Raw genomic sequence first — 24,031 nt, forward strand, 5'->3', positions numbered from 1 at the left:
TCCCCGCTGGGCTGCGAAGCGGCCCTGAACCTGACACCACAGAGTGTCAGAATGACCAAATGGGGCCGCTTCGCGGCCCAGCGGGGATAAATCCCCTCGCCACAGAAAGCCCCGCAAGCCTGAAGATATTCTTCAGCTTCAGGCATTCCCCGCCAACTTCATCCGCGCCGCCTGGGTGAAGTCCAGCATGCGCTTGAGTGGGCGAATCGCCTGGGGGATCAGCGCCGGGTCGACGAATATCTCGTTGCTGCCATCCTTCAACGCCTGAAGCGTACGTTCCAGGGTGTTCATCGCCATCCACGGGCAATGCGCGCAACTGCGGCACGCCGCGCCGTTACCGGCGGTGGGGGCTTCGATGAAGACCTTGTCCGGGCACAGCTGCTGCATCTTGTAGAAGATGCCGCGGTCGGTGGCGACGATCAGCGTCTTGTTCGGCAAGCTCTGGGCGGCGGCGATCAATTGGCTGGTGGAGCCCACGGCGTCGGCCAGTTCAATCACCGAGGTCGGCGACTCCGGGTGAACCAGGATCGCGGCGTCCGGGTACAGTGCCTTCATGTCTTCCAACTGCTTGGACTTGAACTCTTCGTGGACGATGCAGGCGCCGTCCCAGAGCAGCATGTCGGCACCGGTCTTGCGCTGGATATAAGTGCCCAGGTGCTTGTCCGGTCCCCAGATGATCGTCTCGCCGTTGTCCATCAAGCTCTCGACGATTTCCAGTGCGCAGCTGGACGTCACCACCCAGTCGGCCCGAGCCTTGACCGCCGCCGAGGTGTTGGCATACACCACCACGGTGCGCTCCGGATGTTGGTCGCAGAACGCCGAGAACTCATCCACCGGACAACCCAGGTCGAGGGAGCAGGTGGCTTCCAGGGTCGGCATCAGCACGCGCTTTTCGGGGTTGAGGATCTTGGCGGTCTCGCCCATGAACTTGACGCCGGCCACCACCACGGTCTTGGCCGGGTGGGCATTGCCGAAGCGGGCCATTTCCAGGGAGTCGGAGACGCAGCCTCCGGTCTCTTCGGCCAAGGCCTGGATGATCGGGTCACAGTAGAAGTGCGCGACCAGCACCGCGTCCTGAGCCTTGAGCTCGGCGGCGATGGCGGCGCGGTACCAGGCCTCTTGCTCGGCCGACAGCGGCTTGGGCTGCTTGGCGTCGAGGTGAGCCTGGACCAGAAGGCGTTCGGAAATTTGCGTCATGTTCGCAAGACCTATGGGCGCGTTTTGCGCGAAAGTCGAGTATACACCCGGCTCCGGACCACTCGGGTACCGCCGGGAAAGTGAGTGTCCATCAGGCACGGGACAGCGTGAAGCCGGCAAGGCTACAGAATATCCCGCCGTTGCAAAAGATCATTCTGACCTGTGCCCGGCCAGGCGTATCACGACATATAGGCCGAACACAAACCTGTGGCGAGGGGATCTATCCCCGCTGGGTTGCGCAGCAGCCCCGAAATGATGAATGCAACTATGCCTGATGCACTTCGGTGTCAGGCTTTAGGGCCGCTTCGCGCCCCAGCGGGGATAGATCCCCTCGCCACAAACTTGTGTTCGCCAAGAAATTGTTGACTTCCCACCCCCACCAAGCTGACTGAAATGTAATCACTCGCCGCCTCCGCCTGTGTCATCTTTTGCTCAGACCTACGCAGGAGGCCCACCTCCTGCACGCAGCGAATCGACTGACGGACTTTCACCGCATGCAAACAAAAACTTCCCGGCGAACCTTTGTGAAAGGCCTCGCCGCTGGCGGCATTCTGGGGGGCTTCGGCCTGTGGCGCCCGCCCGTCTGGGCCGTCACCAGCCCCGGTCAGCCCAACGTACTGAGCGGCACCGAATTCGACCTGTTCATCGGCGAAAGCCCGGTCAACTTCACCGGCAACCCACGCACCGCCCAGACCATCAACGGCGGCATCCCGGGGCCCCTGCTGCGCTGGCGCGAAGGCGACACCGTGACCCTGCGGGTGCGCAACCGCCTGCACGACACCACGTCTATCCACTGGCATGGCATCTTGCTGCCGGCCAACATGGACGGCGTGCCCGGGCTGAGCTTCAAGGGCATCGAACCCGGCGGCCTGTACGTGTATCAATTCAAGGTCCGGCAGAACGGTACTTACTGGTACCACAGCCACTCCGGTTTCCAGGAGCAGGCCGGCGTCTATGGGCCGCTGGTCATCGACGCCAAGGAGCCCGAACCCTTCCAGTACGAACGGGACTACGTGGTGATGCTCACCGACTGGACCGACGAAGACCCCACCGACATCATCCGCAAGCTCAAGAAGCAATCGGACTATTACAACTACAACAAACGCACCGTCGGCGATTTTATCGATGACGTGGGCAAGAACGGCTGGGGCGCCACCGTGGCCGATCGCAAGATGTGGGCCGAGATGAAGATGAATCCCACCGACCTGGCCGACGTCAGCGGCGCCACCTACACCTACCTCATGAACGGCCAGGCGCCGGACATGAACTGGACCGGCCTGTTCAAGCCTGGCGAGCGGATTCGCCTGCGCTTCATCAATGGCTCGTCCATGAGCTATTTCGACGTACGCATCCCTGGCCTGAAAATGACCGTCGTGGCTTCCGATGGCCAACACGTCAAGCCCGTGAGCGTCGACGAATTGCGCATCGCCGTGGCTGAAACCTACGACGTCATCGTCGAGCCGACGCAAGAGGCCTACACCTTGTTCGCCCAGTCGATGGACCGCACCGGCTATGCCCGTGGCACCCTCGCCAGCCGGGCAGGACTGTCGGCGCCAGTGCCACCCCTTGACCCTCGCCCCTTGGTCACGATGGACGACATGGGCATGGGTGGCATGGATCACGGCAGCATGGCTGGCATGGGCGAAATGAGCGGCATGGACCATGGCTCTATGCAAGGCATGAAGGGCATGGATCACAGCCAGATGCAGGGCATGGACAACATGACCGGTATGGATCACGGCGCCATGCAAGGCATGGGTGCCATGCAGGCCCATCCCGCCACGGAGAAAGACAACCCGCTGGTAGACATGCAGGCCATGAGCGTCAAGCCCAAGCTCGACGACCCGGGCATGGGCCTGCGCAACAACGGTCGCAAGGTGCTGACCTACGCGGACCTGCGCAGCACCTTTGCCGACCCCGACGGGCGCGAGCCGGGGCGCACCATCGAGCTGCACCTGACCGGGCACATGGAGAAGTTCGCCTGGTCGTTCAACGGCGTGAAGTTCAGCGACGCCGCGCCGTTGCTGCTCAAGTACGGCGAGCGCCTGCGCATCGTGCTGATCAACGACACCATGATGACCCACCCCATCCACCTGCACGGCATGTGGAGCGACCTCGAAGATGAGAACGGCCAGTTCATGGTTCGCAAGCACACCATTGATGTACCACCGGGTTCCAGACGCAGCTACCGGGTGACCGCCGATGCACTCGGACGCTGGGCTTATCACTGCCACCTGCTCTTCCATATGGAAATGGGCATGTTCCGTGAAGTCCGGGTACAGGAATAAGGAGCCGACCATGAGCATTGTTTTTCAGTACCGTTGCGTGCCCCTCGCAGTTCTTTTCCTGGGCACCAGCCTGTCGGCCTGGGCCGCAAGCAATGACATGCAAGGCATGGATCACAGCCAGATGCAGGGGATGGACCACAGCCAGATGCAAGGCATGGATTCGATGCAGGGCATGGATTCGATGGAAGCCGCGCCGACCAGCAGCCGCACGCCCATTCCTGAACTGACCGCTGCCGACCGCGCCGCCGTTTATGAAGACCACAACGGCCATATGGTGCATGACAGCGCCATCAATTCGTTTTTCCTCATCAACCAACTGGAATGGCAAGACGCCGATGACGGCAGCGCCCTGAGCTGGGACGCCTCTGGCTGGATCGGCGGCGACATCGACCGCTTGTGGCTGCGCTCCGAAGGCGAACGCACCAACGGCAAGACCGAAGAAGCCGAACTCCAAGCCTTGTGGGGCCACGCAGTCAGCCCTTGGTGGGACGTGGTGGCTGGCGTGCGCCAGGACTTCAAGCCCGGTGATCCGCAGACCTGGGCGGCGCTCGGCGTTCAAGGCATGGCGCTGTACAACTTCGAAGCCCAGGCCACCGCCTATATCGGTGAAGGCGGCCAGAGTGCGGCGCGCCTGGAGGGCGACTACGACATCCTGCTGACCAATCGCCTGATCCTGCAACCGACCGCCGAAGCCAACTTCTACGGCAAGAACGACCCCGACCGCGGCGTCGGCGCGGGCCTGTCGGAGACTGAAGTCGGCCTGCGGCTGCGTTACGAAATCCGCCGCGAGTTTGCGCCCTATATCGGCGTCACCTGGAACCGCGTCTATGGCAACACCGCCGATTATGCCCGGGAAGAAGGCGAAGACCGCAGCGAGGCACGCCTGGTACTCGGCGTGCGCCTGTGGTTCTGACGGCGTCACCATTATTCCTTTTAAAAAACCTAGAAAACCTGTGCTGTAGGAGTCCTTGCATGTCATTCATCAAAAACGCTGTCATCGCCGCCGCGCTGTCCACCGGCCTGTTGGTCAGTGGCCTGGCCCAGGCCCATCCGAAACTGCTGTCCTCAACCCCGGCAGAAGGCGCCGAGGGGGCAGCGCCGACAAAGATCGAGCTGCATTTTTCCGAAAACCTGATGACCAAGTTTTCCGGTGCCAAGCTGATGATGACCGAGATGCCCGGCATGTCGGCGCACTCACCAATGCCCATGCCGGCCAAAGTGTCCGGCAGCGACGATCCGAAAACCATGGTCATCGTGCCGAACGCGCCGCTCTCCGCTGGCACCTATCAGGTCCAGTGGCGCGCGGTGTCATCCGACACTCATCCGATTACCGGCAACGTCACGTTCAAGGTGAAGTGACTCGTGAGCGACTCGATCAATATTGCGTTGCGCTTTGCCCTGTACGTGGACCTGATGTTGCTGTTCGGCCTGGCCGCCTTTGGCCTCTATAGCTTGCGAGGGCAGGAGCGAGTATCGGGCGCCGTATTGCCTTTCGGGTCGCTGCTGGCGATCACAGTGGTGCTTGGCGGCCTGCTTTCCCTGGCCGCGATGGCGTGCATGGCCTGGGCCATGAGCGGCGTCGCGGATTGGACCGAGCTGTGGCCGCACATTGAAATGATGGTGTTCGAGACGGATGTCGGCTGGGCCTGGATGCTGCGCATGGCTGCGCTGCTGCTGGCCGGTTTCGCCGTAATGTTCAACCAACGTTGGTCGACCGCCAGCCTCGGCCTGGCCACGCTCTGCGGTGCCGTGGCCTTGGCAACACTCGCCTGGGCAGGCCACGGCGCCATGGACGAAGGCTCGCGTCGCAATTGGCACTTCATCACCGATTTCCTGCACCTGTGGGCGGCAGGTGGTTGGGTGGGCGCCTTGGCTGCGTTTGCCCTGTTGCTTCGCCAGGCCGAGCCGCAGTTGGCGGTATTGGCCCGGACACTGACCGGGTTCGAAACCGCCGGGGCGCTGATCGTGGCGATCATCGGTGTGACCGGCGTGGTGAATTACCTGTTCATTGTCGGCCCGAATGTCGATGGGCTGCTCGACAGCACTTACGGTCAATTGCTGGCACTCAAGCTCATCCTGTTCGCCGCCATGTTGGTGTTCGCGGCGCTGAACCGCTTCCATCTGAGCCCATTGCTGGAACAGGCCAGACAGACCGGCGAACATGGCGTCGCGGTGACTGCCTTGCGGCGCAGCATGGTCCTGGAATTCTCCGTGGCAGTGATCATCCTGGCGCTGGTGGCGTGGTTGGGGACGTTGAGTCCGGTGATGGGATAAACAGGACAGATTGCGAACTACATTGTGGCGAGGGGATTTATCCCCGCTGGGTTGCGAAGCGACCCCAAAACATGAGTCCACACTGCACGAGGCGAAATGGCATTCGTGCTTTTTTTGGGGCTGCTTCGCAGCCCAGCGGGGATAAATCCCCTCGCCACAAAAGCGAGCCTTCAACGATTGGCGCTGGATTTAGTTTTTCGATAGGCCCCGCCAGTTTTCAGTTTGCCCAAGGCAGCGTGCCCCAGCCTAAATAGCGCTTTGTTCCAACCAAGGCTCTGTTATGGAAAACGTTCGAACCTCAAGCACCCATGCCGGCTGGCTAATGGTCAGCATCGTATTGGTAGCGCTGAATCTACGGCCTTCGATGGCAGCCGTCGGGCCGTTGTTACCAGCGATTCGCGGCGAAGTCCCCTTGAGTTTCAGCGCGGCGTCGCTGCTGACCATGTTGCCTGTCATGGCGATGGGCTTGGCAATGTTCCTCGGCATGCGCATCGCCCTGCGTATCGGCGAGCACCGCACCATCGTGCTGTCGCTGTTGATTGTTGGTATTGCCACAGCCTCGCGCCTGTATCTGGACAGTGCCGCCGGGTTGATAGCCAGTGCGGTCGTGGCCGGGCTCGGGATAGCCTTGATCCAGGCTGTGATGCCGGCACTGATCAAGTCGCGCTTCGCCGATCACGTATCACTGCTCATGGGCTTGTACGTCACTTCCATCATGGGCGGTGCAGCAATTGCCGCATCGTTTTCACCTTTGGTCCTGGTGCAGACCGGCAGTTGGCGCGTCAGCCTGGCCATTTGGGCATCGTTATCACTGGTCGCCCTGGGCTGCTGGTACGCTCAGCGAGCGAGCGTCATCCCTTTGCCCGAAGCAGCGTCCCGGCATCACGAAGCGTTTGCCAGCAACGCCCGGGCCTGGCTCCTGGCGATTTTCTTTGGCTTGGGCACCGCCTCCTACACGTGCGTATTGGCCTGGCTGGCGCCGTACTACGTAGAAAAAGGCTGGAGCGAACAGCACGCTGGCCTGCTGTTGGGGTTCCTCACGGCAATGGAAGTGCTCTCTGGGCTGGTAACCCCCGCGATTGCCAACCGCAGCCGGGATAAACGCCTGGTCCTGAGCGTCCTGCTGGCCTTGATCATCAGCGGCTTCTGCGGCCTGATCCTCAGCCCGGAACGCTTCAGCCTGCTCTGGCCCTGCCTGCTGGGGCTGGGTATCGGCGGCCTGTTCCCCATGAGCCTGATCGTATCCCTCGACCACGTGGACAACCCACGCCGGGCCGGTGGCCTTACAGCGTTCGTGCAGGGAATTGGCTATCTCATTGCCGGGCTTTCGCCACTGGTTGCCGGAATGATCCGCGATCGATTGGGGAGCTTCGAGTGGGCCTGGTGGTCGCTCATGGCGGTCATGGTGTTGATGATGGGAATGGTGTTGCGCCTGAATCCGAAACATTACGCACAGCACATCCGTTGAATTGAGGCTAGTTAAACCCCGGAGCGTTAACTGGCGAGTCTTGGCGCTACTATACCTGCCAGGAATTTTTACCTCGTAAGGGAGCTACGCCTTGTCCGTTACACCTGACAGAACCTTCGCTGAAGTGCTCAAGCAAACCGTCAAACGCATTCTTGACTACTGGACTCAAATTACAGTCACTTTCGGCCTGCTCGCGACAGGTTTAGGGTTCGTCACGCTGTATCTTTACACCCGCACGATTGGACGTATCGATCTCTTCATGCCGTCGATCGATGTGAAGTCTGCTTTATTGGTCTGGGTCGTGCTGGTCCTGCTACTGATGCTTTCATATCTATTCATCCTCGGGGGAACCACGTGGATGTTCGGCTGCTCCGTTCTGCTTTTTTCTAACTTGAAGGACAACCAACCGAGGGTTCTGTTTTATCTGACGGTCCTGACCGTGGTGGGGTTTAGCGCCTTCATCTGGGCCACCTTTTTCCCGCCCATACCATTGGGCGCCTGGGAGACTTTCATCGCGTTGCTCCTGATCGTCTTCGTGGTGTGCTGGCTCATGTACGCCGTCACACCATTCAAGCGAATTGTCAGAAAAAGCACACTTGTCCAAGCCAGGCTGGATCGTGCCCGCTTGAAACGTCTGGAAGCCAGCAAACAGGCAAAAAAGAAGAGGCTTTCAACGCATAAGGCAACCCGCCCGCCGAAAGCCTGGATGAAAAAATGGCACGCCTTAGTGCACGAATGCGGAAAAAAGACCGCGTCCGCACGGCGCTGCGTAAAAGAAAAATGGCAACGACTACTGTCGTGGGTACAGGCTCGCAAAGAATTCGGACTCGTCACCGTGCTCTCGCTTTCCATATTCCTGACGGTGATCTTCGCAGCCTTTCCAATCCTTTTGACGATACGTTCGCACATGGAGAGGGAAACGCCCGACACAGTTCCCTACGTAGCGGGTCTGTCCTGGATGACACTCATCTTCACTCTGTTACCGGTCATCGTATTTTATTGTTTCAAGGGGGATATCTACCGGCGGACCTTTAATGGCCTGGTGGCGATGGTCTTCGCTTTTTGCGCCTTCACATTGCTCTCGCCAGGCAGTTTGAGCCAGATAACCTACATCGCGGCAGGAGGATTATCGGTTCGCCAACAAACGGTGGAGCGCTACGCCTTGCCAGACGATATCAAGCTGCAAGACTTGGATGCCACGATGTGGAAAACGCGTCAGCGTGATTCGCAAAAAATAGAAATCGAGGCGTTCCAGTTGTATTCCTTTGGAGACGTGCTGTTGTTATGCCCAAAAGACATGCTCTCACTCGAACTCAAGGAGCTGAAGAGTTACTCGAAGTTCTGCGTCAGCACGCTCAATAGCAAAGTTGCACGGAAACCCCGGTTACCCATATTCGCCAGGAAACCACAAGAGGAGTGGAGCTGCCGGGTACCCTCATGGCAGATCCACGCAGGGCGCTGGCTCGCATGGGAAGCATTGATCCCGAGCGTTCACCGCTCTGCGTCGGGCGAGAAAAGGGGCTAAAAGACTCGATCAAATCGAGAGCGCGGCTTCCTTCGACAGGTAGCAGAGTTGGCGTACGGTCGCTCTGCAACTGCCCCCGACAGGCTGCTGGCTTTTCGTGCACGGGCGGGCGCACTTTATTTCAGGCAAAAAAAAATCCGGAAATCCTCACTTTCGTGGGCCTTCCAGATTTTTAAAACTACAGAAAATGGTGGGTCGTGTGGGATTCGAACCTACGACCAATTGGTTAAAAGCCAACTGCTCTACCAACTGAGCTAACGACCCGCTGTGTGGTGGCGCGTATAATACTGATTTCTAAGGACTATTCAACACTTAATTTGAAATAAATCAAAAATAAGGGGTTGGATCGCTCACACCCGCCGCCGCGAAGCCTTCGGCACGCAGGCGGCAGCTGTCGCATTTGCCGCAAGCGCGGCCCTGATCGTCGGCCTGATAACACGAAACAGTAAGGCCATAATCCACCCCAAGCTTCACCCCTGCCCTGACGATGTCAGCCTTGCTGAGGTTCTGCAGAGGCGCCTGGATCCGGAAACCCTGCCCCTCTACGCCGGCCTTGGTCGCCAGATTCGCCATGCGTTCGAAGGCCTCGACAAACTCCGGACGGCAATCCGGATAGCCGGAATAATCCACCGCGTTGACACCGATGAAAATGTCACGGGCACCCAGCACTTCGGCCCAACCCAGCGCCAGGGACAGGAACACCGTGTTGCGCGCCGGCACATAAGTCACCGGAATGCCTTCACTCGGCGCCTCGGGAACATCAATGGAACTGTCAGTCAGGGCGGAACCGCCGATGCCGTTGAGGTTCAGGCCGATCACCTTGTGCTCGACAACGCCCAGGTCTCGGGCGACCCGCTCGGCGGCGTGCAACTCGGCACGGTGGCGCTGGCCATAGTCGAAACTCATGGTGTAGCAGCGATAGCCTTCGGCGCGGGCCATGGCTACGACCGTGGCCGAATCCAGGCCGCCCGACAGCAGGATGACCGCGCGCTTTTCTGGAGTGGTTAATTGTTCAGTCATGTCAGCGCCCCGGCTCGTCGTTCCAAAGATATTTGTGCAGTTGCAGTTGCAGGCGCACCGGCAAGTTATCCGCCACCACCCAGTCCGCCAGCTCCCGAGCATTCAGGTCGTGGTGACTAGGGGAAAACAGCACCTCGCCAGCCCGTTGGTCCAGACCGTACTGGATCAGCTTGGACACCGCCCAGTCGTAGTCTTCCCGCGAACAGATGACGAACTTGACCTGATCGTTGGGCGTCAGCAGCTCGATGTTCTCATAGCGGTTGCGGTGGGCTTCTTTCGAACCAGGAGTCTTGAGGTCCACGACGCGGCTGACCCGCGGATCGACCGCCGATATATCCAGCGCGCCACTGGTTTCCAGGGAAACCTCATAGCCTGCATCGCACAATTGCTTGAGCAAGGGGATGGCATTGGGCTGCGCCAATGGCTCACCCCCCGTGACGCAAACATAACGCGGACGGAAGCCGGCCACTTGTTCGAGGAGATCGTCGAGGGTGCGCAAGGTGCCGCCATTGAAGGCGTAGGCACTGTCGCAGTATTGGCAACGCAATGGGCAACCGGTAAGACGCACAAAAACAGTGGGCAGCCCGGCCGTTCGCGTTTCACCCTGCAACGAGTAAAAAACTTCGGTAATTCTCAATGTGTCTTGCATAGTCGCCACGGGCGTAACAGCTAAACAGGCTGTCCGCCTCCGTCAGGCACCTCAAGGAACCCCGCCAACGCGTAGATCCCAAGAAGCGTGTTTCATAAAAAGGGCGTGAATTCTAACGAAAAAACCCGCGACAGGCGCGGGTTTCTTCCAAGCGGGTTCAAACAGCCTTACATGCGCTGCAGATCGCGCTGGGCCAACTGAGCGGCGGATGTCCCCGGATACTGGGCCACCACCTGCTGCAGAATGCCCTTTACCTTGTCGGTGTGACCGAGGCGGCGCTCTACGTCAGCCAGCTTGTACAGCGAATCCGGCACCTTGGCGTGCTTGGGATACAGTTGCGAAACCTTGGCGAATGCCTGGCCGGCACCTTGCAGGTCACCCTTGGCCAGGTTCACCTCACCCAGCCAGTATTGGGCGTTGCCCGCGTACTGGCTGTTTGGGTATTTGCGCAGGAAAGCGGCAAAGGCCTGGCTGGCCTTGTCGAAATCCTTGGCCTTGATCAAGTCGAAGGCAGCATCGTAGTAGAGCTTTTCCTTCGCTGGATCAGCCGGCTCGCCACCGGCAGCAGGTGCTGCTGGAGCACTCGCCCCAGCGCCTGCGGCTGCACCGGGGGCGTTCAGATCGCCACCGGCTGGAGAATTCTCAGGAGTCGCGGCAGGTGCAACGCCGGTTCCTATGCGCCGATCAAGATCCTGGTATCGCTCCAGGTTTTCCTGCTTCATGCGCGAAATATCATTTTGCAGTTCTTCAATCACACCTTGTTGGCGCGAGATCTGATCCTGCATTTGCTGCAGTTGGTTGAACAGCTGGCCCTGTGCCGAGACAGGGGCCGAAACCCCTCCCCCGGCATAGGCGCCGTTCGTACCGTAACCTGCAGGCGGATAACTGCTCCCGCTATTGTTATAGCCGGCATCGTTATCGACCACAGGAACCGCAGCCCACGCCGCAAGCGGCGCGAGGCTGAGAGCCAGAACAGTTACAGCACGACGGCACGTTCGCATGACGAATTACTTACGCAGTTCGACGCGACGGTTTTGAGCCCAGGACTGCTCGTCGTTGCCGGTAGCAACTGGACGCTCTTCGCCGTAGGAAACCAGTTCCAGCTGAGCTGGGGAAACACCTTGCAGTACCAGGTAGCGTTGAACGGCTTTCGCACGACGCTCGCCCAGTGCCATGTTGTACTCACGAGTACCACGTTCGTCGGTGTTGCCTTCCAGAACAACGCGAGCGCCGTTTGCTTTCAGGTCTTTGGCGTGAACGTCCAGAGCGCGCATGGCTTCTGGCTTCAGGTCCGAGCTGTCGTATTCGAAGTAGAAGGTGGTGATTGCGCGCAGAGCAGCTTCTTCGCTCATGGAGCCGTCAACTGCACCGGTGTTAGCGCCGTAACCAGCGTTTGGATCAACAGCGCCTTCACCGGCGTTGTCGCCGCCTTTGGACGAGCAACCTACAGCTACAGCCATGGCCAGAGCCAGCGCAGCAAATTTACCAAACTTCAGCATTTCCATCGTGAAACTCCTAATGAACCCCAGTGTGTTAAGTAAAACGTATTGCGCCGCGTCAGTTCAGGTAAGGGGACCAGGACGGTTCTCTGACTTCGCCTTGAGCGGTAGGAAGCGGGAGCCTCACGCGTCCATTAATGGACACGAGCATCAAGACTCCCCGGCCCTGCTGGCGGGTGGCGTAGATTACCATGGTGCCGTTGGGCGCAACAGTAGGTGACTCGTCCAGAGTGCTATCAGTGAGGATTTTTACGCTTCCGCGCTGCAAATCCTGGGCCGCCACCTTGAAATTGGTGAAACCATCCTGGCGATGGATCATGACCAGGGTCTTTTCGTCCGCCGACAGTTTAGGGTTGGCGTTGTAGTTACCGACGAAAGTCACGCGTTCGGCACCACCGCCACCAGCGCTGGTCTTGTAGATCTGCGGCTTGCCGCCACGGTCGGAGGTGAAGTAGATGGTCGAGCCATCCTTGCCCCAGAACGGTTCGGTGTTGATGCCCGGGCCGTTGGTCACGCGCGAGATCGAACGAGACGCCAGGTTCATCACGTAGACGTCCGGGTTACCGTCCTTGGACAGTACGAACGCCAGGCGCGAACCGTCCGGCGACCAGGCTGGCGCGCCGTTCAGGCCTTCGAAATTGGTGATCTGCTCACGACGACCGGTGTCGATGTGCTGCACGAAAATACGTGGACGCTTCTGCTCGAACGAGACATAGGCGATACGCTTGCCGTCAGGCGCAAAACGCGGCGACAGGATCGGCTCGCGCGATTGCAGCAACGTCACCGCTCGGGCGCCGTCATAGTCGGAACGCTGCAGGGTGTAGCGGGTGTTGTTCTCGGAGAAGCGCTCAGCCGTCACGTAAAGCATACGCGTAGAGAACGCACCCTTGATGCCGGTGAGCTTTTCGAACGACTGGTCGGCGATGTAATGCGCCATGTCACGCAGTTGGTCAACGCTGCCCGATACGCTACCGGTCAGCACTTGCTGTTCGGTGGCGACATTGAACAGGGCGTATTGCACCTGCAGGCGACCGCCCGCCGGAACGATGCTGCCGACCATGATGTACTGGGCGCCCAGGGCCTTCCAGTCACGGTAGATGACTTCGCTGGCCTGGGTTGGCAGGCCGATCATGTTCTGCTTCGGAATCGGCGCATAGTAACCGGAGTTGCGCAGGTCGTTGCCGATGATTTCCGCCATGTCGTCGGGCAGGACGCTGCCGCCCTGCCAACCGAACGGTACGACGGCGATCGGGGTGGCCCGGTCGCTGCCGCTGGTGACCAGGATGTTCTTTTCCTCTGCCATCGCTATCCCTGCCAGGCAGCAGATAACGACAAGCATTGATCGAAGAAGGTTTCTCACAAGGCTAGATCCTCAGGTGTGAATGTCATCTTGAACGAACGATAGGGAGCAAAATCGCTCGGCTTCATTCCTTGCATTTCCGTCAACCGCCCAATGTTCTTGACCGCCGCGACCGCCGAAGCGTCGAACGGACCATCGCCACTGGACTTGGCCACGCTGACCGAGGTAACCGTACCGTCGGGCAACATGCCGATTTGCAATACAACTGTCATGCCTTTGCGCGCCGAAGGTGGACGAGCCCAGCCTTCCGCCGCACGGGCACGAATCAGATCGTCGAAACTGCCGGCGACTTCATCGCCCTGCTCGTCGGCCAATGCCTGCTGGCGCTCCGGCGTGTCGGAAAGCAAATCTGCCAAGGCCTGGGCCTTTTTCTCTTCGGCGGACTTACGCGCTGCGTCCTGGGCCTTTTTCTTGGCGGCGTCGGCGGCGGCTTTCTTCTTCGCGTCTTCGGCGACTTTCTTTTTCGCCTCTTCAGCTTCAGCTTTCTTCTTGGCGTCTTCGGCCGCTTTTTTCTTCGCGTCCTCGACAATCTTTTTCTTCGCTTCTTCAGCGGCGGCTTTCTTGGCCTCTTCTTCAGCGGCTTTCTTGGCTTCTTCTTCGGCTTTCTTCTTGGCTATATCAGCCAATTGTTTCTCTTCTGCCTTCTTGGCTTCGGCGGCTTTCTTCGCGTCGTCGGCTTTCTTGGCTTCGTCTGCCTTTTTAGCCTCGTCCGCTTTCTTCGCCTCGTCGGCCTTCTTCGCTTCTTCGGCCTTTTGAGCAGCTTCTTCTTTCTTTTGTTCCGCGGCCCTCACGGCTTCCTGCTCGACCTTCTTCTGCTCCATCTGCTCGACTTCAGTCTGGCGCGCGGCGGATTTCTTCGCTTCGCCGGCAAGCTTCTGGTTGGTCTGCGTCGTGGCCTGGCTCTTCGACTTGAGCTGGTAAAGGGTCGCCTGCACGATCGGCTTGGCCGGCGGCAATTCCGGGGTCATGGCAAAGCTGACGAACAGCATGCCGAACACCAGCACATGCAGGCCGATGGCAAGGACACTAGGCCAGAAGTAGCTTTCCGAGGCGGACGGCTCTCGCTGTTGCTGCATCAGGGCGCCTCAGTGATCAAGCCAACGTTACCAACCCCGGCTTTCTGCAGGCCGCCCATGGCGCCCATCACGGCACCGTAGTCGACGGTCTTGTCGCCGCGAATGAACACCTGGGTGCGCTTGCCGGCATCGTTGCCAACACGAATGATCTTGGTCACCGCGTCGGTCATCTGCGGCAGGGTCATGGCCCGGTCCTGCTGTTTCTCGGTGTCGACTTCGCTGCCAAGGTTCCAGTAATAGGTCTTGTCAGCCTTGATCGAAATGGTCAGGACCTGGGTGTTGTTGTCCTGCGGCAAGGCTTCGCTGGAAACCTTGGGCAGATCGACCTTCACGCCCTGATTGAGCATCGGCGCGGTCACCATGAAGATGACCAGCAGTACCAGCATCACGTCGATGTAGGGCACCACGTTCATCTCGGCAACCGGCTTGCGCTTGTTTCGGGCTCGAGCGATTAAAGCCATCGGGAAATACCTGCTTATTCTTCGCTGGTGTGCACTTTGCGGTGCAGGATCGCCTGGAATTCATCGGCGAACGTGTAGTAGCGGCTGGTCAGCGTTTCGCTGCGGGCAGCGAAGCGGTTGTAGGCGATAACGGCCGGGATCGCCGCGAACAGGCCGATGGCGGTGGCGATCAGCGCCTCGGCGATACCCGGGGCCACGGTAGCCAGGGTCGCTTGCTGGGCGGATGCCAGGCCACGGAAGGAGTTCATGATCCCCCACACGGTACCGAACAGGCCGATGTACGGGCTGACCGAACCGACGGTCGCCAGGAACGGCAGGCCCTGTTCAAGTTTTTCTTCCTCGCGGGAAATGGCGACGCGCATGGCACGGGCCACGCCTTCCATGACCGCTTCAGGATCCACACCGGGCTGCTGGCGCAGACGGGAGAATTCCTTGAAACCGGCGCGGAAGATCTGCTCGACGCCCGAATCCGGGTCCGGATTGCTGCCGGCCTGGCGGTACAGCTTGGACAGGTCGATGCCGGACCAGAAGCGCTCTTCGAAGCTCTCCAGGGCACGGCGACCGGCGCGCAGCATGTTGCTGCGCTGAAAGATCATGATCCACGAGGTCACCGATGCGGCTACCAGGGTCAGCATTACCAGTTGCACCACGACGCTGGCATTGCTGACCAGGCTCCACATGGAGGAATGGTCGACGACGTTAGCTTCCACGCTTTATCTCCTGCTCTGAGTGTGTACCCGCGCCGCTCACGCCGGCAAAGGCCGCACGTAGAGCTTCGGGAATGGCCCGGGGTTTCAAACTATGGGTGCGCACACAGGCCACCAAAAACTGCCCTTCGCAGAGCAGCACATTATCCGCAGCGCGCCTGACCTGCTGCTTGAAGCGCAGGCTGACGCGGTTCAACTCGATGACATCGGCAGTCACCACAAGCTCATCGTCCAGTCGCGCCGGCGCGTGATAACGCGCTTCGCTGGAATGCACGACGAATAACAGGTCCTCCCCTGCCAGCGCGGATTGGGCGAAACCCAGTTCCCGCAGCCGTTCGGTTCGAGCCCGTTCCATAAACTTGAGGTAATTGACGTAGTAAACGATGCCGCCGGCATCGGTGTCCTCGTAATAAACGCGACAGCGATGTGCGAACGACTCCAGCCCGTTTTGCGCGCGCATACTCTAGTGCTTACTCCTCAGGTTGCCAATCGGCCAGGCAACTGTTTTTTCATTCTCGAACGCATTGACGCTCCAGGCGTGGTCTGGGACAGCACCAACCGGAAAAAAGTCGTCGTACAAAGCGCGTTCAATCGTCTACCGCATCGAGGAACTCGTCTACCACCGGCATCTCGCCCATTCGTGTCGGGATGTTTAAGCCGAAGTGCAGATAAGCATGCCGCGTCACCACGCGCCCGCGCGGGGTGCGCATGATATAGCCCTGTTGGATCAGGTACGGCTCCAGCACATCTTCAATCGTATGACGCTCTTCGCTGATGGCGGCGGCCAGGCTGTCCACACCCACCGGGCCACCGTCGAATTTCTCGATCATGGTCAACAGCAGGCGCCGGTCCTGGTGATCGAAGCCCCGCTCGTCAATGTCCAGCAGGTTCAGCGCCAGGTCGGCGATCGGCTTGGTGATATGGCCCTTGGCCCGGACTTCGGCAAAGTCCCGGACCCGGCGCAGCAGGCGGTTGGCGATCCGCGGCGTACCGCGGGCCCGACGGGCGACTTCGTAGGCGCCGTCCGGGTCCAGCGGCAAGCCGAGGATGCCGGCCGAGCGGCTGACAATCGTCGCCAGGTCGGCGTTGTTGTAGAACTCCAGGCGCTGGACGATACCGAATCGGTCACGCAGCGGGTTGGTCAGCATGCCGGCGCGGGTGGTGGCCCCCACCAGGGTGAAGGGTGGCAGGTCGAGCTTGATGGAACGCGCCGCCGGCCCTTCGCCGATCATGATGTCGAGCTGGAAATCTTCCATGGCCGGGTACAGCACTTCTTCGACGATTGGCGACAGCCGATGGATTTCGTCGATGAAGAGTACGTCATGAGGTTCAAGGTTGGTCAAAAGCGCCGCCAGGTCGCCCGGTCGCTCGAGCACCGGCCCGGACGTGCTCTTGATCGACACCCCCATTTCCTGGGCGATGATATTGGCCAGGGTGGTCTTGCCCAAGCCCGGCGGGCCGAAGATCAAGGTGTGGTCGAGCGACTCGCTGCGCCCACGGGCAGCCTGGATGAACAGCTCCATCTGCTCGCGCACGGTCGGTTGACCGATGTAATCGGCCAGGCTGACAGGACGAATGGCGCGGTCCTGGATTTCCTCGCGGTCACGGGGGGCGCCCGTGGCGGCGATCAGGCGGTCAGCTTCAATCACTTAAATCATTCCCTTCAGGGCACGGCGAATCATGTCTTCGGTGCTCAGGCCTTTTTCCTTGATCGCGGAAATCGCCTTGCTGGCTTCCTGCGGCTTGTAGCCCAAGGAAATCAGCGCGGTGACCGCATCGTTTTCAGCGCTAACCGCAGGCGCAGGCGCATCCGGCTGGTTTGGTACCAACGCGAACATCGCCGGCACCGCCTCCCAGGCCTTGAAGCGATCCTTGAGTTCTACCAGCAGGCGCTCGGCGGTTTTCTTGCCCACGCCCGGCACCTTGGTCAGGGCCGAGGTGTCCTGGGACTGCACGCAACGAATCAGTTCATCGACTTCCAGGCTCGACATCAAGGCCAGGGCCAGTTTAGGACCGACGCCATTGAGACGGATCAACTCGCGGAAGAAATCCCGCTCGCGCTTGCCAACGAACCCATAGAGTAACTGCGCATCCTCGCGCACGACCAAATGGGTGTGCAGGGTCAGCGGCTCGCCGACCGACGGCAGGCGATACAGCGTGGTCATGGGCACTTCGAGCTCATAGCCCAGGCCGTTTACATCCAGAATCAGGTGCGGCGGCTGTTTTTCAGCCAGGGTGCCGCGCAAGCGTCCAATCACGTTTCAGATCCTTGGGCGTTGTCCAGCCACCGGCTGGCGAATAACAACCCGAGCATAAAGGCCGACGATACAGGCGCAACAGGCTCGGGCTCATGAATGAAGCGCTGATGCTATCAGAGACGCAGGCGCCCGCCACGACTGCGTGCGGCTCCCAAGCCATGGGGCAACAGACTGGAGCGGGTATGGGCATGGCAAATGGCGATGGCCAGGGCGTCGGAGGCGTCGATCTGCGGCTTGCTGACCAATTTCAACAAGTGCATCACCATCATTTGCACCTGCTCCTTGTTCGCCGCACCGGTTCCGACGACCGCCTGCTTGACCTGGGTCGCGGTGTACTCGGCGATCTCCAGGTTTTCCTCGGCCCCAGCCACAATCGCCGCGCCTCGGGCCTGCCCAAGTTTCAAGGCTGAATCGGCGTTACGGGCCATGAAGACCTTTTCGATGCCCATGGTCACGGGGCCGTAGGTCTGGATGACTTCGCGCACGCCGCGATAAACGATCTGCAAGCGTTCATGCAGCTCACCCGCACCGGTGCGGATGCATCCGGAGGCGACATACACGCAGCCGCGCCCGGTATCGCGAACCACACCGTAGCCGGTGATGCGCGAACCGGGGTCGATACCAAGGATTAAAGTCATAGCGCCTGCGGTTTGAAGGGGAGTTATCCAGACCTGCGGGAGCGAGCTTGCTCGCGATGGCGTCGGGTCAGCAAGCACTGTGTTGACTGATGTATCGCTATCGCGAGCAAGCTCGCTCCACAGGTTGGTCATTGGCAATCGTCATTAGTTGAACAGGCCTTCTCAACCCAGCTGTTCAGCCACCGACTCCGGAATATCGGCATTGGAATAAACGTTCTGCACGTCATCCAGGTCTTCCAGCATGTCGATCAGCTTGAGTACCTTCTCGGCGCCTTCCAGGTCGAGTTCGGCGCTGGTGGTCGGCTGCATGACGATTTCCGCGTCCGCAGGCGCAAAACCGGCCGCCTCCAGGGCGTTGCGCACGGCGTAGAAGCTGGCGAACGAGGTGAACACGTCGAACGAACCGTCTTCATGGCTGACCACGTCGTCGGCATCGGCTTCGAGGGCCGCTTCGGTCAGCGCATCCTCGTCGACGCCCGGCGCAAAGCTGATCTGCCCTTTGCGCTCGAACAGGTAGGCTACCGAGCCATCGGTGCCCAGGTTGCCGCCGCATTTGCTGAAGGCGTGACGCACGGCCGCGGCGGTGCGGTTGCGGTTGTCGGTCATGCACTCGACCATCACCGCCACGCCGCCTGGGCCGTAGCCTTCATAGGTCAGCTCTTCAACGTTGTCGGCCTCGGTGGCGCCAGCGCCACGGGCGATGGCCCGGTCGATGATGTCGCGACTCATGTTCGCGCCCAGCGCCTTATCCAGCGCCAGGCGCAAGCGCGGGTTGGAACCCGGATCACCGCCACCCTGGCGGGCCGCGACCGTCAGCTCACGGATCCACTTGGTGAAAATCTTGCCTCTCTTGGCATCCTGACGTTCTTTGCGGTGCTTGATGTTCGCCCACTTGGAATGACCTGCCATAACTCGCTCCGTTTCGCTCTGGAACATTGCCCGCCCTGCGCTTGCGCAGTGGCGGCAATCAGAAATATCGACCCCAACGAAAAGGCGCATCCGAAGATGCGCCCTCTCAGGTGCCAGCCTTACTCAGCCTTTGGCTGTTCACGCAGGCGGATGTGCAACTCGCGCAACGCCTTGGCGTCCACGACGCCAGGCGCCTGGGTCATGACATCGGCCGCGCTCTGGGTTTTCGGGAACGCGATCACTTCGCGGATCGACTGGGCGCCGGTCATCAACATCACCAGGCGATCCAGGCCGAAGGCCAGGCCACCGTGGGGCGGGGCGCCGTATTTCAGGGCGTCCAGCAGGAAGCCGAACTTCTCTTCCTGCTCGGCTTCGCTGATGCCCAGCAGACGGAACACCGCCTGTTGCATTTCCTTGCGGTGGATACGGATCGAACCGCCACCCAGCTCGGTGCCGTTCAGGACCATGTCGTAGGCCCGGGAAAGTGCGCCGGCCGGGTTGGCCTCCAGCTCTTCAGGCGAGCACTTCGGCGCGGTGAACGGGTGGTGCAACGCGGAGAAGCTGCCGTCATCGTTTTCTTCGAACATCGGGAAGTCCACGACCCACATCGGCGCCCACTCGCAAGTGAGCAGCTCCAGGTCGTGACCGACCTTGATCCGCAGCGCACCCAAGGCTTCGCTGACGATCTTGGCCTTGTCGGCGCCGAAGAACACGATGTCGCCATCGACCGCGCCAACACGATCGAGGATCACGTTGAGGTTGGCTTCGGGGATGTTCTTCACGATTGGCGACTGCAGGCCTTCAACGCCCTTGGCGCGCTCGTTGACCTTGATGTACGCCAGGCCGCGGGCACCGTAGATACCCACGAACTTGGTGTAATCGTCGATCTTGCTGCGTGGCATGCTCGCACCGCCTGGTACGCGCAGGGCGGCAACACGGCATTTCGGGTCGTTTGCAGGACCGCTGAACACCTTGAACTCGACATCCTTGAGCTGGTCGGCCACGTCCACCAGTTCCAGCGGGTTACGCAGGTCAGGCTTGTCGGAACCGTAGCGGCGCATGGCCTCTTCGAGGGTCATGTGCGGGAACTCACCGAATTCCAGGTCCAGCACTTCCTTGAACAGGTTGCGGATCATGCCTTCGGTCAGGCCCATGATGTCTTTTTCATCGAGGAAGCTGGTCTCGATGTCGATCTGGGTGAACTCAGGCTGACGGTCGGCACGCAGGTCTTCGTCGCGGAAGCACTTGGCGATCTGGTAGTAGCGATCGAACCCGGCCACCATCAGCAGTTGCTTGAACAGCTGCGGCGACTGCGGCAAGGCAAAGAAACTGCCGGGGTGGGTACGGCTCGGCACCAGGTAGTCGCGGGCGCCTTCCGGCGTGGCGCGGGTCAGGATCGGCGTCTCGACATCGAGGAAGCCGTTTTCATCCAGGTAGCGACGGATGCTGGTGGTCATGCGCGAACGCAGGCGCAGCTTCTCGGCCATTTCCGGGCGACGCAGATCGATGAAGCGGTAGCGCAGGCGCGTTTCTTCACCGACGTCGGAGTATTCATTGAGCGGGAACGGCGGGGTTTCCGCTTCGTTGAGCACTTCCAGCTCATAACCCAGCACTTCGATCATGCCGGACGCCATGTTGGCATTGCCGGCGCCGGCCGGGCGCAGGCGCACCTTGCCGGTGATCTTGACGACGTATTCGCTGCGCACGCGGTCGGCGGTGGCGAAGGTTTCAGCGCGGTCCGGATCGAACACCACCTGGGCCAGGCCTTCACGATCACGGATATCGAGGAAAATCACCCCGCCATGGTCACGGCGACGATGAACCCATCCGCAAAGAGTAACTTCCTGGCCTTCCAGGCTTTCGTTCAGTTGGCCGCAATAATGGCTGCGCATCATGGTAGTGGTTTCACTTCTCGTAATTCGACATTCGGTTGGAGGCCCTGCCCGTGCAAGAACTCGCGCGTATTCAACTCAATCAGCCTTGTCGCCACCGGCCAGGTTCTTCTTGGCGCCGGTCTTGAAGTCGGTTTCATACCAGCCGGTGCCACCGAGGCGGAAACCAGGCATGGATAGCATCTTTTTCAGTTCTGGTGCCTGGCAGGCAGGGCAGTCGACCAGCGGTGCCGCGCTGATCTTTTGAATGGCTTCCATCTGATGACCACAGGAAGCACATTGATAGTCGTACATCGGCATGGGGGTTGTCTCGGCGATCAGGTTACTCGCGCAAAAGCGGGGCTTTGCGGCAAAGAGCGGGATTATATCCATTAAATGCGGCCTGTGCAGCCGTAAGACCGCGTGTAGGAGCTGACGAGTGCAACGAGGCTGCGATCTTGCCCCAGACACTTGAGTCACAAGCGAAGAGTCAAGATCAAGATCAAAAGATCGCAGCCTTCGGCAGCTCCTACGCCCCACCATGCTCCATCCCGGCGTCCTTCAAACTGTGAACAACGCAGACAACACGCACCAGCCCGCTGAAATTGCGCACGCCGCCATGGCGCAGGTGTACCTCCCTGTCCACATGGGACAGCAAGGTGCTGATGGAGCAACTGTTGAGGTGCGCCATGTCGCCGAGAATATCCCAATAGACCTGCTCCAGCCGCAGGCAGGTGGCGAACCCATTGAGCCGGATAGAGCGGGCCAGGGGACGGGCCAGTTGCATATTGAAACCCCTGACGAACGGGTCGACGCGGATAGACTGCAAGCGTCCACACCCATCTTCCCGGGGTTCTTTTCCTTGAATCATACCGTTGACACTCCTTTGCCATACGAGCCTCAGTCGGAACAACCGATCTGTGGCTCTATGGAAGCTCAACGGGCTCGCCAGTTCCAGATGACTTTTTGACCATCAACGTAGGACAAGCCGACAGAAGACTGGCGACAAATTACGCAGCCCTGGAACCTGACGCCCAGGCGATGATGCCAACGGCAACACCATCGCCTGGGCGTGGCTTACTTATCCTCCAGCAACGAACGCAGCATCCAGGCGGTTTTTTCATGGACCTGCATGCGCTGGGTCAGCAGGTCGGCGGTGGGTTCGTCGCTGACCTTGTCCAATAAAGGAAAGATGCCACGGGCCGTGCGAGTCACTGCTTCCTGCCCTTCGACCAATTGCCGGATCATGTCCTCGGCGCCAGGCACACCCTCTTCTTCCTTTATGGACGACAAGCGCGCATATACCGAGTAAGCACCGGGTGCTGGGAAGCCGAGCGCACGGATTCGCTCGGCGATCAGGTCAACCGCCAGCGCCAACTCGTTGTATTGCTCCTCGAACATCAGGTGCAGCGTCCGGAACATCGGACCGGTAACGTTCCAGTGGAAATTGTGGGTCTTGAGGTACAGCACATAGGTGTCAGACAACAAGCGTGAAAGCCCGTCGACAATGGACTTGCGGTCTTCTTCGCTGATACCGATATCAATGGCCATGTGGTTTGATCTCCTGACGTGATGAATTCGACAGCGGTCATTTCACTCTAGCGGGTGTCGCCGCCTGAGGCCTGCGACAAATCGCCAGCCGTCCTGAACCGACAAGCCGGGATGGCGGGCGGTTCCGGAAAAACCTGAAATCGAATCCTTATTCACGTGGCATCTTCTGGAGCCCGCAGCCGCTCCGCCGACGAACAGCGTCCGGCACGCCAGCAACACGTTTGAGAAGGCTCGGGCTTTGCTGTTAAATAGGCAGTGTGTCGCTACGCCTATTTTTCCGGGCGTCGCGCATAGGCTGATTCGGGTACGTATTACTACGCCTCTCATTGTTCTGGAGCGAACCGCCCCCGATCAGCTCTTCCTTGTGATCTGTCTTAACCGTGAGCCAATCAAAATGTTGAAAATCGTCCACTTGCTAATGGGCGCAGCTGCCCTGCTGCTGTCCTTCATCCCTAGCCTGGGTTCCGAAGCCACACCTTACCTGCAACATCCCGACGCGCTTTACCTGGCCTTTTTCGGCCTGCTCAACCTGACACTGGCACCCGTTATCCCTTACTGGAACAAAGGTCCACGTCATCAACTGCAAAACCTTGTCAGTGCCCTGCTGGTACTGGCCGTTGCCTTGCAAACCCTGACCCTGCTGGCGCCCATGCCGGAAATCGGCGGCCAACCCGCCATCCTGTCCAGCCTGGCGGCGGCATTGCTCGCCGTACTGCTGCACTTGGCCGTCAGCTTCTACAAGAAGTCGTCGCCGTCCGCCGCACCGCAAAACTACGACATGTCCAACCGCGATACCGGCACGGTGAAGTGGTTCAACACGTCCAAGGGGTTCGGTTTCATCTCCCGTGATTCCGGCGATGACATTTTTGTCCATTTCCGGGCCATTCGTGGCGAAGGCCACCGCGTCCTGGTCGAGGGCCAGCGCGTGGAGTTCTCGGTCATGCATCGCGACAAGGGCCTGCAAGCCGAAGACGTGATCGCCGCGCTGCCGCGCCGCTGATCCAGGCGTAAAAAAACCGCGATGCAGCCTGGCTGCTCGCGGTTTTTTTTGTGCCCGTGGTTCGGGTTCGTCAGTAATGGGGAGGCGGCGCTTCTTCTTCGAAAGACTCGAACTGCCCAGCCATCTCCTCCTGGCGCTTGAGCAGCGCCGCCATCTGCAGTTGCAGACGCTCGACGATTCGCTGTTGCTCCACCAGCACGTCGTTCAACGCCTGGATGGTGTCGTCCTGGAATGCCAGGCGGCTTTCAAGGTCGGTTACACGCTCTTCAAGGTTCATGGT

Annotated in this window: 26 protein-coding genes and 1 tRNA gene; 7 read left to right on the top strand and 20 right to left on the bottom strand. The window is 60.0% G+C overall.

Annotated elements, in window-relative coordinates; all coding sequences use genetic code 11:
- Positions 1-138: 138 nt before the first annotated feature.
- Positions 139-1,197, bottom strand: a complete 1,059-nt coding sequence (gene nadA / locus JMN22_RS23145) for a quinolinate synthase NadA (protein ID WP_030140785.1) — start codon at positions 1,195-1,197, stop codon at positions 139-141.
- Positions 1,198-1,691: 494 nt separating this feature from the next.
- Between nadA and JMN22_RS23150 the strand changes: the two genes are divergently transcribed.
- From JMN22_RS23150 to JMN22_RS23175, 6 genes are all read left to right on the top strand, one after another.
- Complete coding sequence (locus JMN22_RS23150; RefSeq protein ID WP_198797888.1) at positions 1,692-3,485, top strand: copper resistance system multicopper oxidase; 1,794 nt, start codon at positions 1,692-1,694, stop codon at positions 3,483-3,485.
- A 10-nt stretch (positions 3,486-3,495) separates the two neighbouring features.
- Entirely contained in the window at positions 3,496-4,398 is a 903-nt protein-coding gene (locus tag JMN22_RS23155; protein ID WP_198797889.1) for a copper resistance protein B, read from the top strand.
- A 59-nt stretch (positions 4,399-4,457) separates the two neighbouring features.
- Positions 4,458-4,844: a copper homeostasis periplasmic binding protein CopC gene (gene copC, locus JMN22_RS23160; RefSeq protein WP_198797890.1), complete on the top strand. Its 387-nt coding sequence runs from the start codon at positions 4,458-4,460 to the stop codon at positions 4,842-4,844.
- Positions 4,845-4,847: 3 nt separating this feature from the next.
- A complete protein-coding gene (copD, locus tag JMN22_RS23165) occupies positions 4,848-5,759 on the top strand; it encodes a copper homeostasis membrane protein CopD (protein WP_198797891.1) in 912 nt (303 codons plus the stop codon).
- 280 nt (positions 5,760-6,039) lie between these two features.
- On the top strand, positions 6,040-7,227 hold the full coding sequence (locus tag JMN22_RS23170; RefSeq protein ID WP_198797892.1) for a cyanate transporter: 1,188 nt from the start codon (positions 6,040-6,042) through the stop codon (positions 7,225-7,227).
- A gap of 91 nt (positions 7,228-7,318) precedes the next feature.
- Positions 7,319-8,752 carry a hypothetical protein gene (locus tag JMN22_RS23175; RefSeq protein WP_198797893.1) on the top strand — a complete coding sequence of 478 codons (1,434 nt, stop codon included), beginning with the start codon at positions 7,319-7,321 and terminating at the stop codon, positions 8,750-8,752.
- Between the two features lie 188 nt (positions 8,753-8,940).
- On the opposite strand, the gene JMN22_RS23180 is transcribed toward JMN22_RS23175, so the two are convergent.
- The 18 genes from JMN22_RS23180 to JMN22_RS23265 all read right to left on the bottom strand — a co-directional run bounded on the left by JMN22_RS23180 (position 8,941) and on the right by JMN22_RS23265 (position 22,751).
- Positions 8,941-9,016: transfer RNA gene (locus JMN22_RS23180), tRNA-Lys, on the bottom strand.
- Between the two features lie 63 nt (positions 9,017-9,079).
- Positions 9,080-9,772, bottom strand: coding sequence for a 7-cyano-7-deazaguanine synthase QueC (gene queC / locus JMN22_RS23185; RefSeq protein ID WP_030140792.1), 693 nt, complete (start codon positions 9,770-9,772; stop codon positions 9,080-9,082).
- 1 nt (position 9,773) lies between these two features.
- Positions 9,774-10,421 carry a 7-carboxy-7-deazaguanine synthase QueE gene (gene queE, locus JMN22_RS23190; protein WP_030140793.1) on the bottom strand — a complete coding sequence of 216 codons (648 nt, stop codon included), beginning with the start codon at positions 10,419-10,421 and terminating at the stop codon, positions 9,774-9,776.
- Between the two features lie 167 nt (positions 10,422-10,588).
- Complete coding sequence (ybgF, locus tag JMN22_RS23195; RefSeq protein ID WP_030140794.1) at positions 10,589-11,422, bottom strand: tol-pal system protein YbgF; 834 nt, start codon at positions 11,420-11,422, stop codon at positions 10,589-10,591.
- 6 nt (positions 11,423-11,428) lie between these two features.
- A complete protein-coding gene (gene pal, locus JMN22_RS23200) occupies positions 11,429-11,926 on the bottom strand; it encodes a peptidoglycan-associated lipoprotein Pal (RefSeq protein ID WP_030140795.1) in 498 nt (165 codons plus the stop codon).
- A gap of 52 nt (positions 11,927-11,978) precedes the next feature.
- On the bottom strand, positions 11,979-13,223 hold the full coding sequence (tolB, locus tag JMN22_RS23205; RefSeq protein ID WP_407682692.1) for a Tol-Pal system beta propeller repeat protein TolB: 1,245 nt from the start codon (positions 13,221-13,223) through the stop codon (positions 11,979-11,981).
- A gap of 53 nt (positions 13,224-13,276) precedes the next feature.
- Positions 13,277-14,356: a cell envelope integrity protein TolA gene (tolA, locus tag JMN22_RS23210; protein ID WP_030140797.1), complete on the bottom strand. Its 1,080-nt coding sequence runs from the start codon at positions 14,354-14,356 to the stop codon at positions 13,277-13,279.
- Positions 14,356-14,808: a protein TolR gene (gene tolR, locus JMN22_RS23215; RefSeq protein ID WP_161796096.1), complete on the bottom strand. Its 453-nt coding sequence runs from the start codon at positions 14,806-14,808 to the stop codon at positions 14,356-14,358. The genes tolA and tolR overlap by 1 nt, the downstream gene beginning before the upstream one ends.
- Positions 14,809-14,831: 23 nt before the next feature.
- Positions 14,832-15,527 carry a protein TolQ gene (tolQ, locus tag JMN22_RS23220; RefSeq protein ID WP_030140798.1) on the bottom strand — a complete coding sequence of 232 codons (696 nt, stop codon included), beginning with the start codon at positions 15,525-15,527 and terminating at the stop codon, positions 14,832-14,834.
- Positions 15,517-15,984 carry a tol-pal system-associated acyl-CoA thioesterase gene (gene ybgC, locus JMN22_RS23225; protein WP_030140799.1) on the bottom strand — a complete coding sequence of 156 codons (468 nt, stop codon included), beginning with the start codon at positions 15,982-15,984 and terminating at the stop codon, positions 15,517-15,519. Before ybgC ends, tolQ begins: the two co-directional genes overlap by 11 nt.
- Positions 15,985-16,111: 127 nt before the next feature.
- The gene (gene ruvB, locus JMN22_RS23230; RefSeq protein WP_030140800.1) at positions 16,112-17,173 is read right to left on the bottom strand and encodes a Holliday junction branch migration DNA helicase RuvB; all 1,062 of its coding nucleotides are present in this window, start codon (positions 17,171-17,173) and stop codon (positions 16,112-16,114) included.
- Positions 17,174-17,782 (bottom strand): Holliday junction branch migration protein RuvA, encoded by a 609-nt coding sequence (gene ruvA / locus JMN22_RS23235; RefSeq protein ID WP_030140801.1) that lies wholly within the window; start codon positions 17,780-17,782, stop codon positions 17,174-17,176.
- A 113-nt stretch (positions 17,783-17,895) separates the two neighbouring features.
- Positions 17,896-18,420 (bottom strand): crossover junction endodeoxyribonuclease RuvC, encoded by a 525-nt coding sequence (gene ruvC, locus JMN22_RS23240; RefSeq protein ID WP_030140802.1) that lies wholly within the window; start codon positions 18,418-18,420, stop codon positions 17,896-17,898.
- A 162-nt stretch (positions 18,421-18,582) separates the two neighbouring features.
- Positions 18,583-19,329 (bottom strand): YebC/PmpR family DNA-binding transcriptional regulator, encoded by a 747-nt coding sequence (locus JMN22_RS23245; protein WP_030140803.1) that lies wholly within the window; start codon positions 19,327-19,329, stop codon positions 18,583-18,585.
- 119 nt (positions 19,330-19,448) lie between these two features.
- Positions 19,449-21,224 carry an aspartate--tRNA ligase gene (gene aspS / locus JMN22_RS23250; RefSeq protein ID WP_198797895.1) on the bottom strand — a complete coding sequence of 592 codons (1,776 nt, stop codon included), beginning with the start codon at positions 21,222-21,224 and terminating at the stop codon, positions 19,449-19,451.
- A gap of 75 nt (positions 21,225-21,299) precedes the next feature.
- The gene (locus JMN22_RS23255; RefSeq protein WP_003178589.1) at positions 21,300-21,521 is read right to left on the bottom strand and encodes an FmdB family zinc ribbon protein; all 222 of its coding nucleotides are present in this window, start codon (positions 21,519-21,521) and stop codon (positions 21,300-21,302) included.
- A gap of 208 nt (positions 21,522-21,729) precedes the next feature.
- Positions 21,730-22,071 carry a ribbon-helix-helix domain-containing protein gene (locus JMN22_RS23260; protein ID WP_030140805.1) on the bottom strand — a complete coding sequence of 114 codons (342 nt, stop codon included), beginning with the start codon at positions 22,069-22,071 and terminating at the stop codon, positions 21,730-21,732.
- 206 nt (positions 22,072-22,277) lie between these two features.
- Complete coding sequence (locus tag JMN22_RS23265; protein ID WP_030140806.1) at positions 22,278-22,751, bottom strand: Dps family protein; 474 nt, start codon at positions 22,749-22,751, stop codon at positions 22,278-22,280.
- A 394-nt stretch (positions 22,752-23,145) separates the two neighbouring features.
- On the opposite strand from JMN22_RS23265, the gene JMN22_RS26685 reads away from it, so the two are divergent.
- Positions 23,146-23,751, top strand: coding sequence for a cold-shock protein (locus JMN22_RS26685; RefSeq protein WP_030140807.1), 606 nt, complete (start codon positions 23,146-23,148; stop codon positions 23,749-23,751).
- 70 nt (positions 23,752-23,821) lie between these two features.
- Here the strand turns inward: JMN22_RS26685 and JMN22_RS23275 are convergent, their stop codons facing one another.
- A complete protein-coding gene (locus JMN22_RS23275; protein WP_030140808.1) occupies positions 23,822-24,028 on the bottom strand; it encodes a SlyX family protein in 207 nt (68 codons plus the stop codon).
- Positions 24,029-24,031: the final 3 nt, after the last annotated feature.

Origin of the sequence: Pseudomonas sp. HB05 (assembly GCF_016756915.1) — a bacterium.
In the GTDB taxonomy this organism is placed as follows: Bacteria; Pseudomonadota; Gammaproteobacteria; order Pseudomonadales; family Pseudomonadaceae; genus Aquipseudomonas; species Aquipseudomonas alvandae.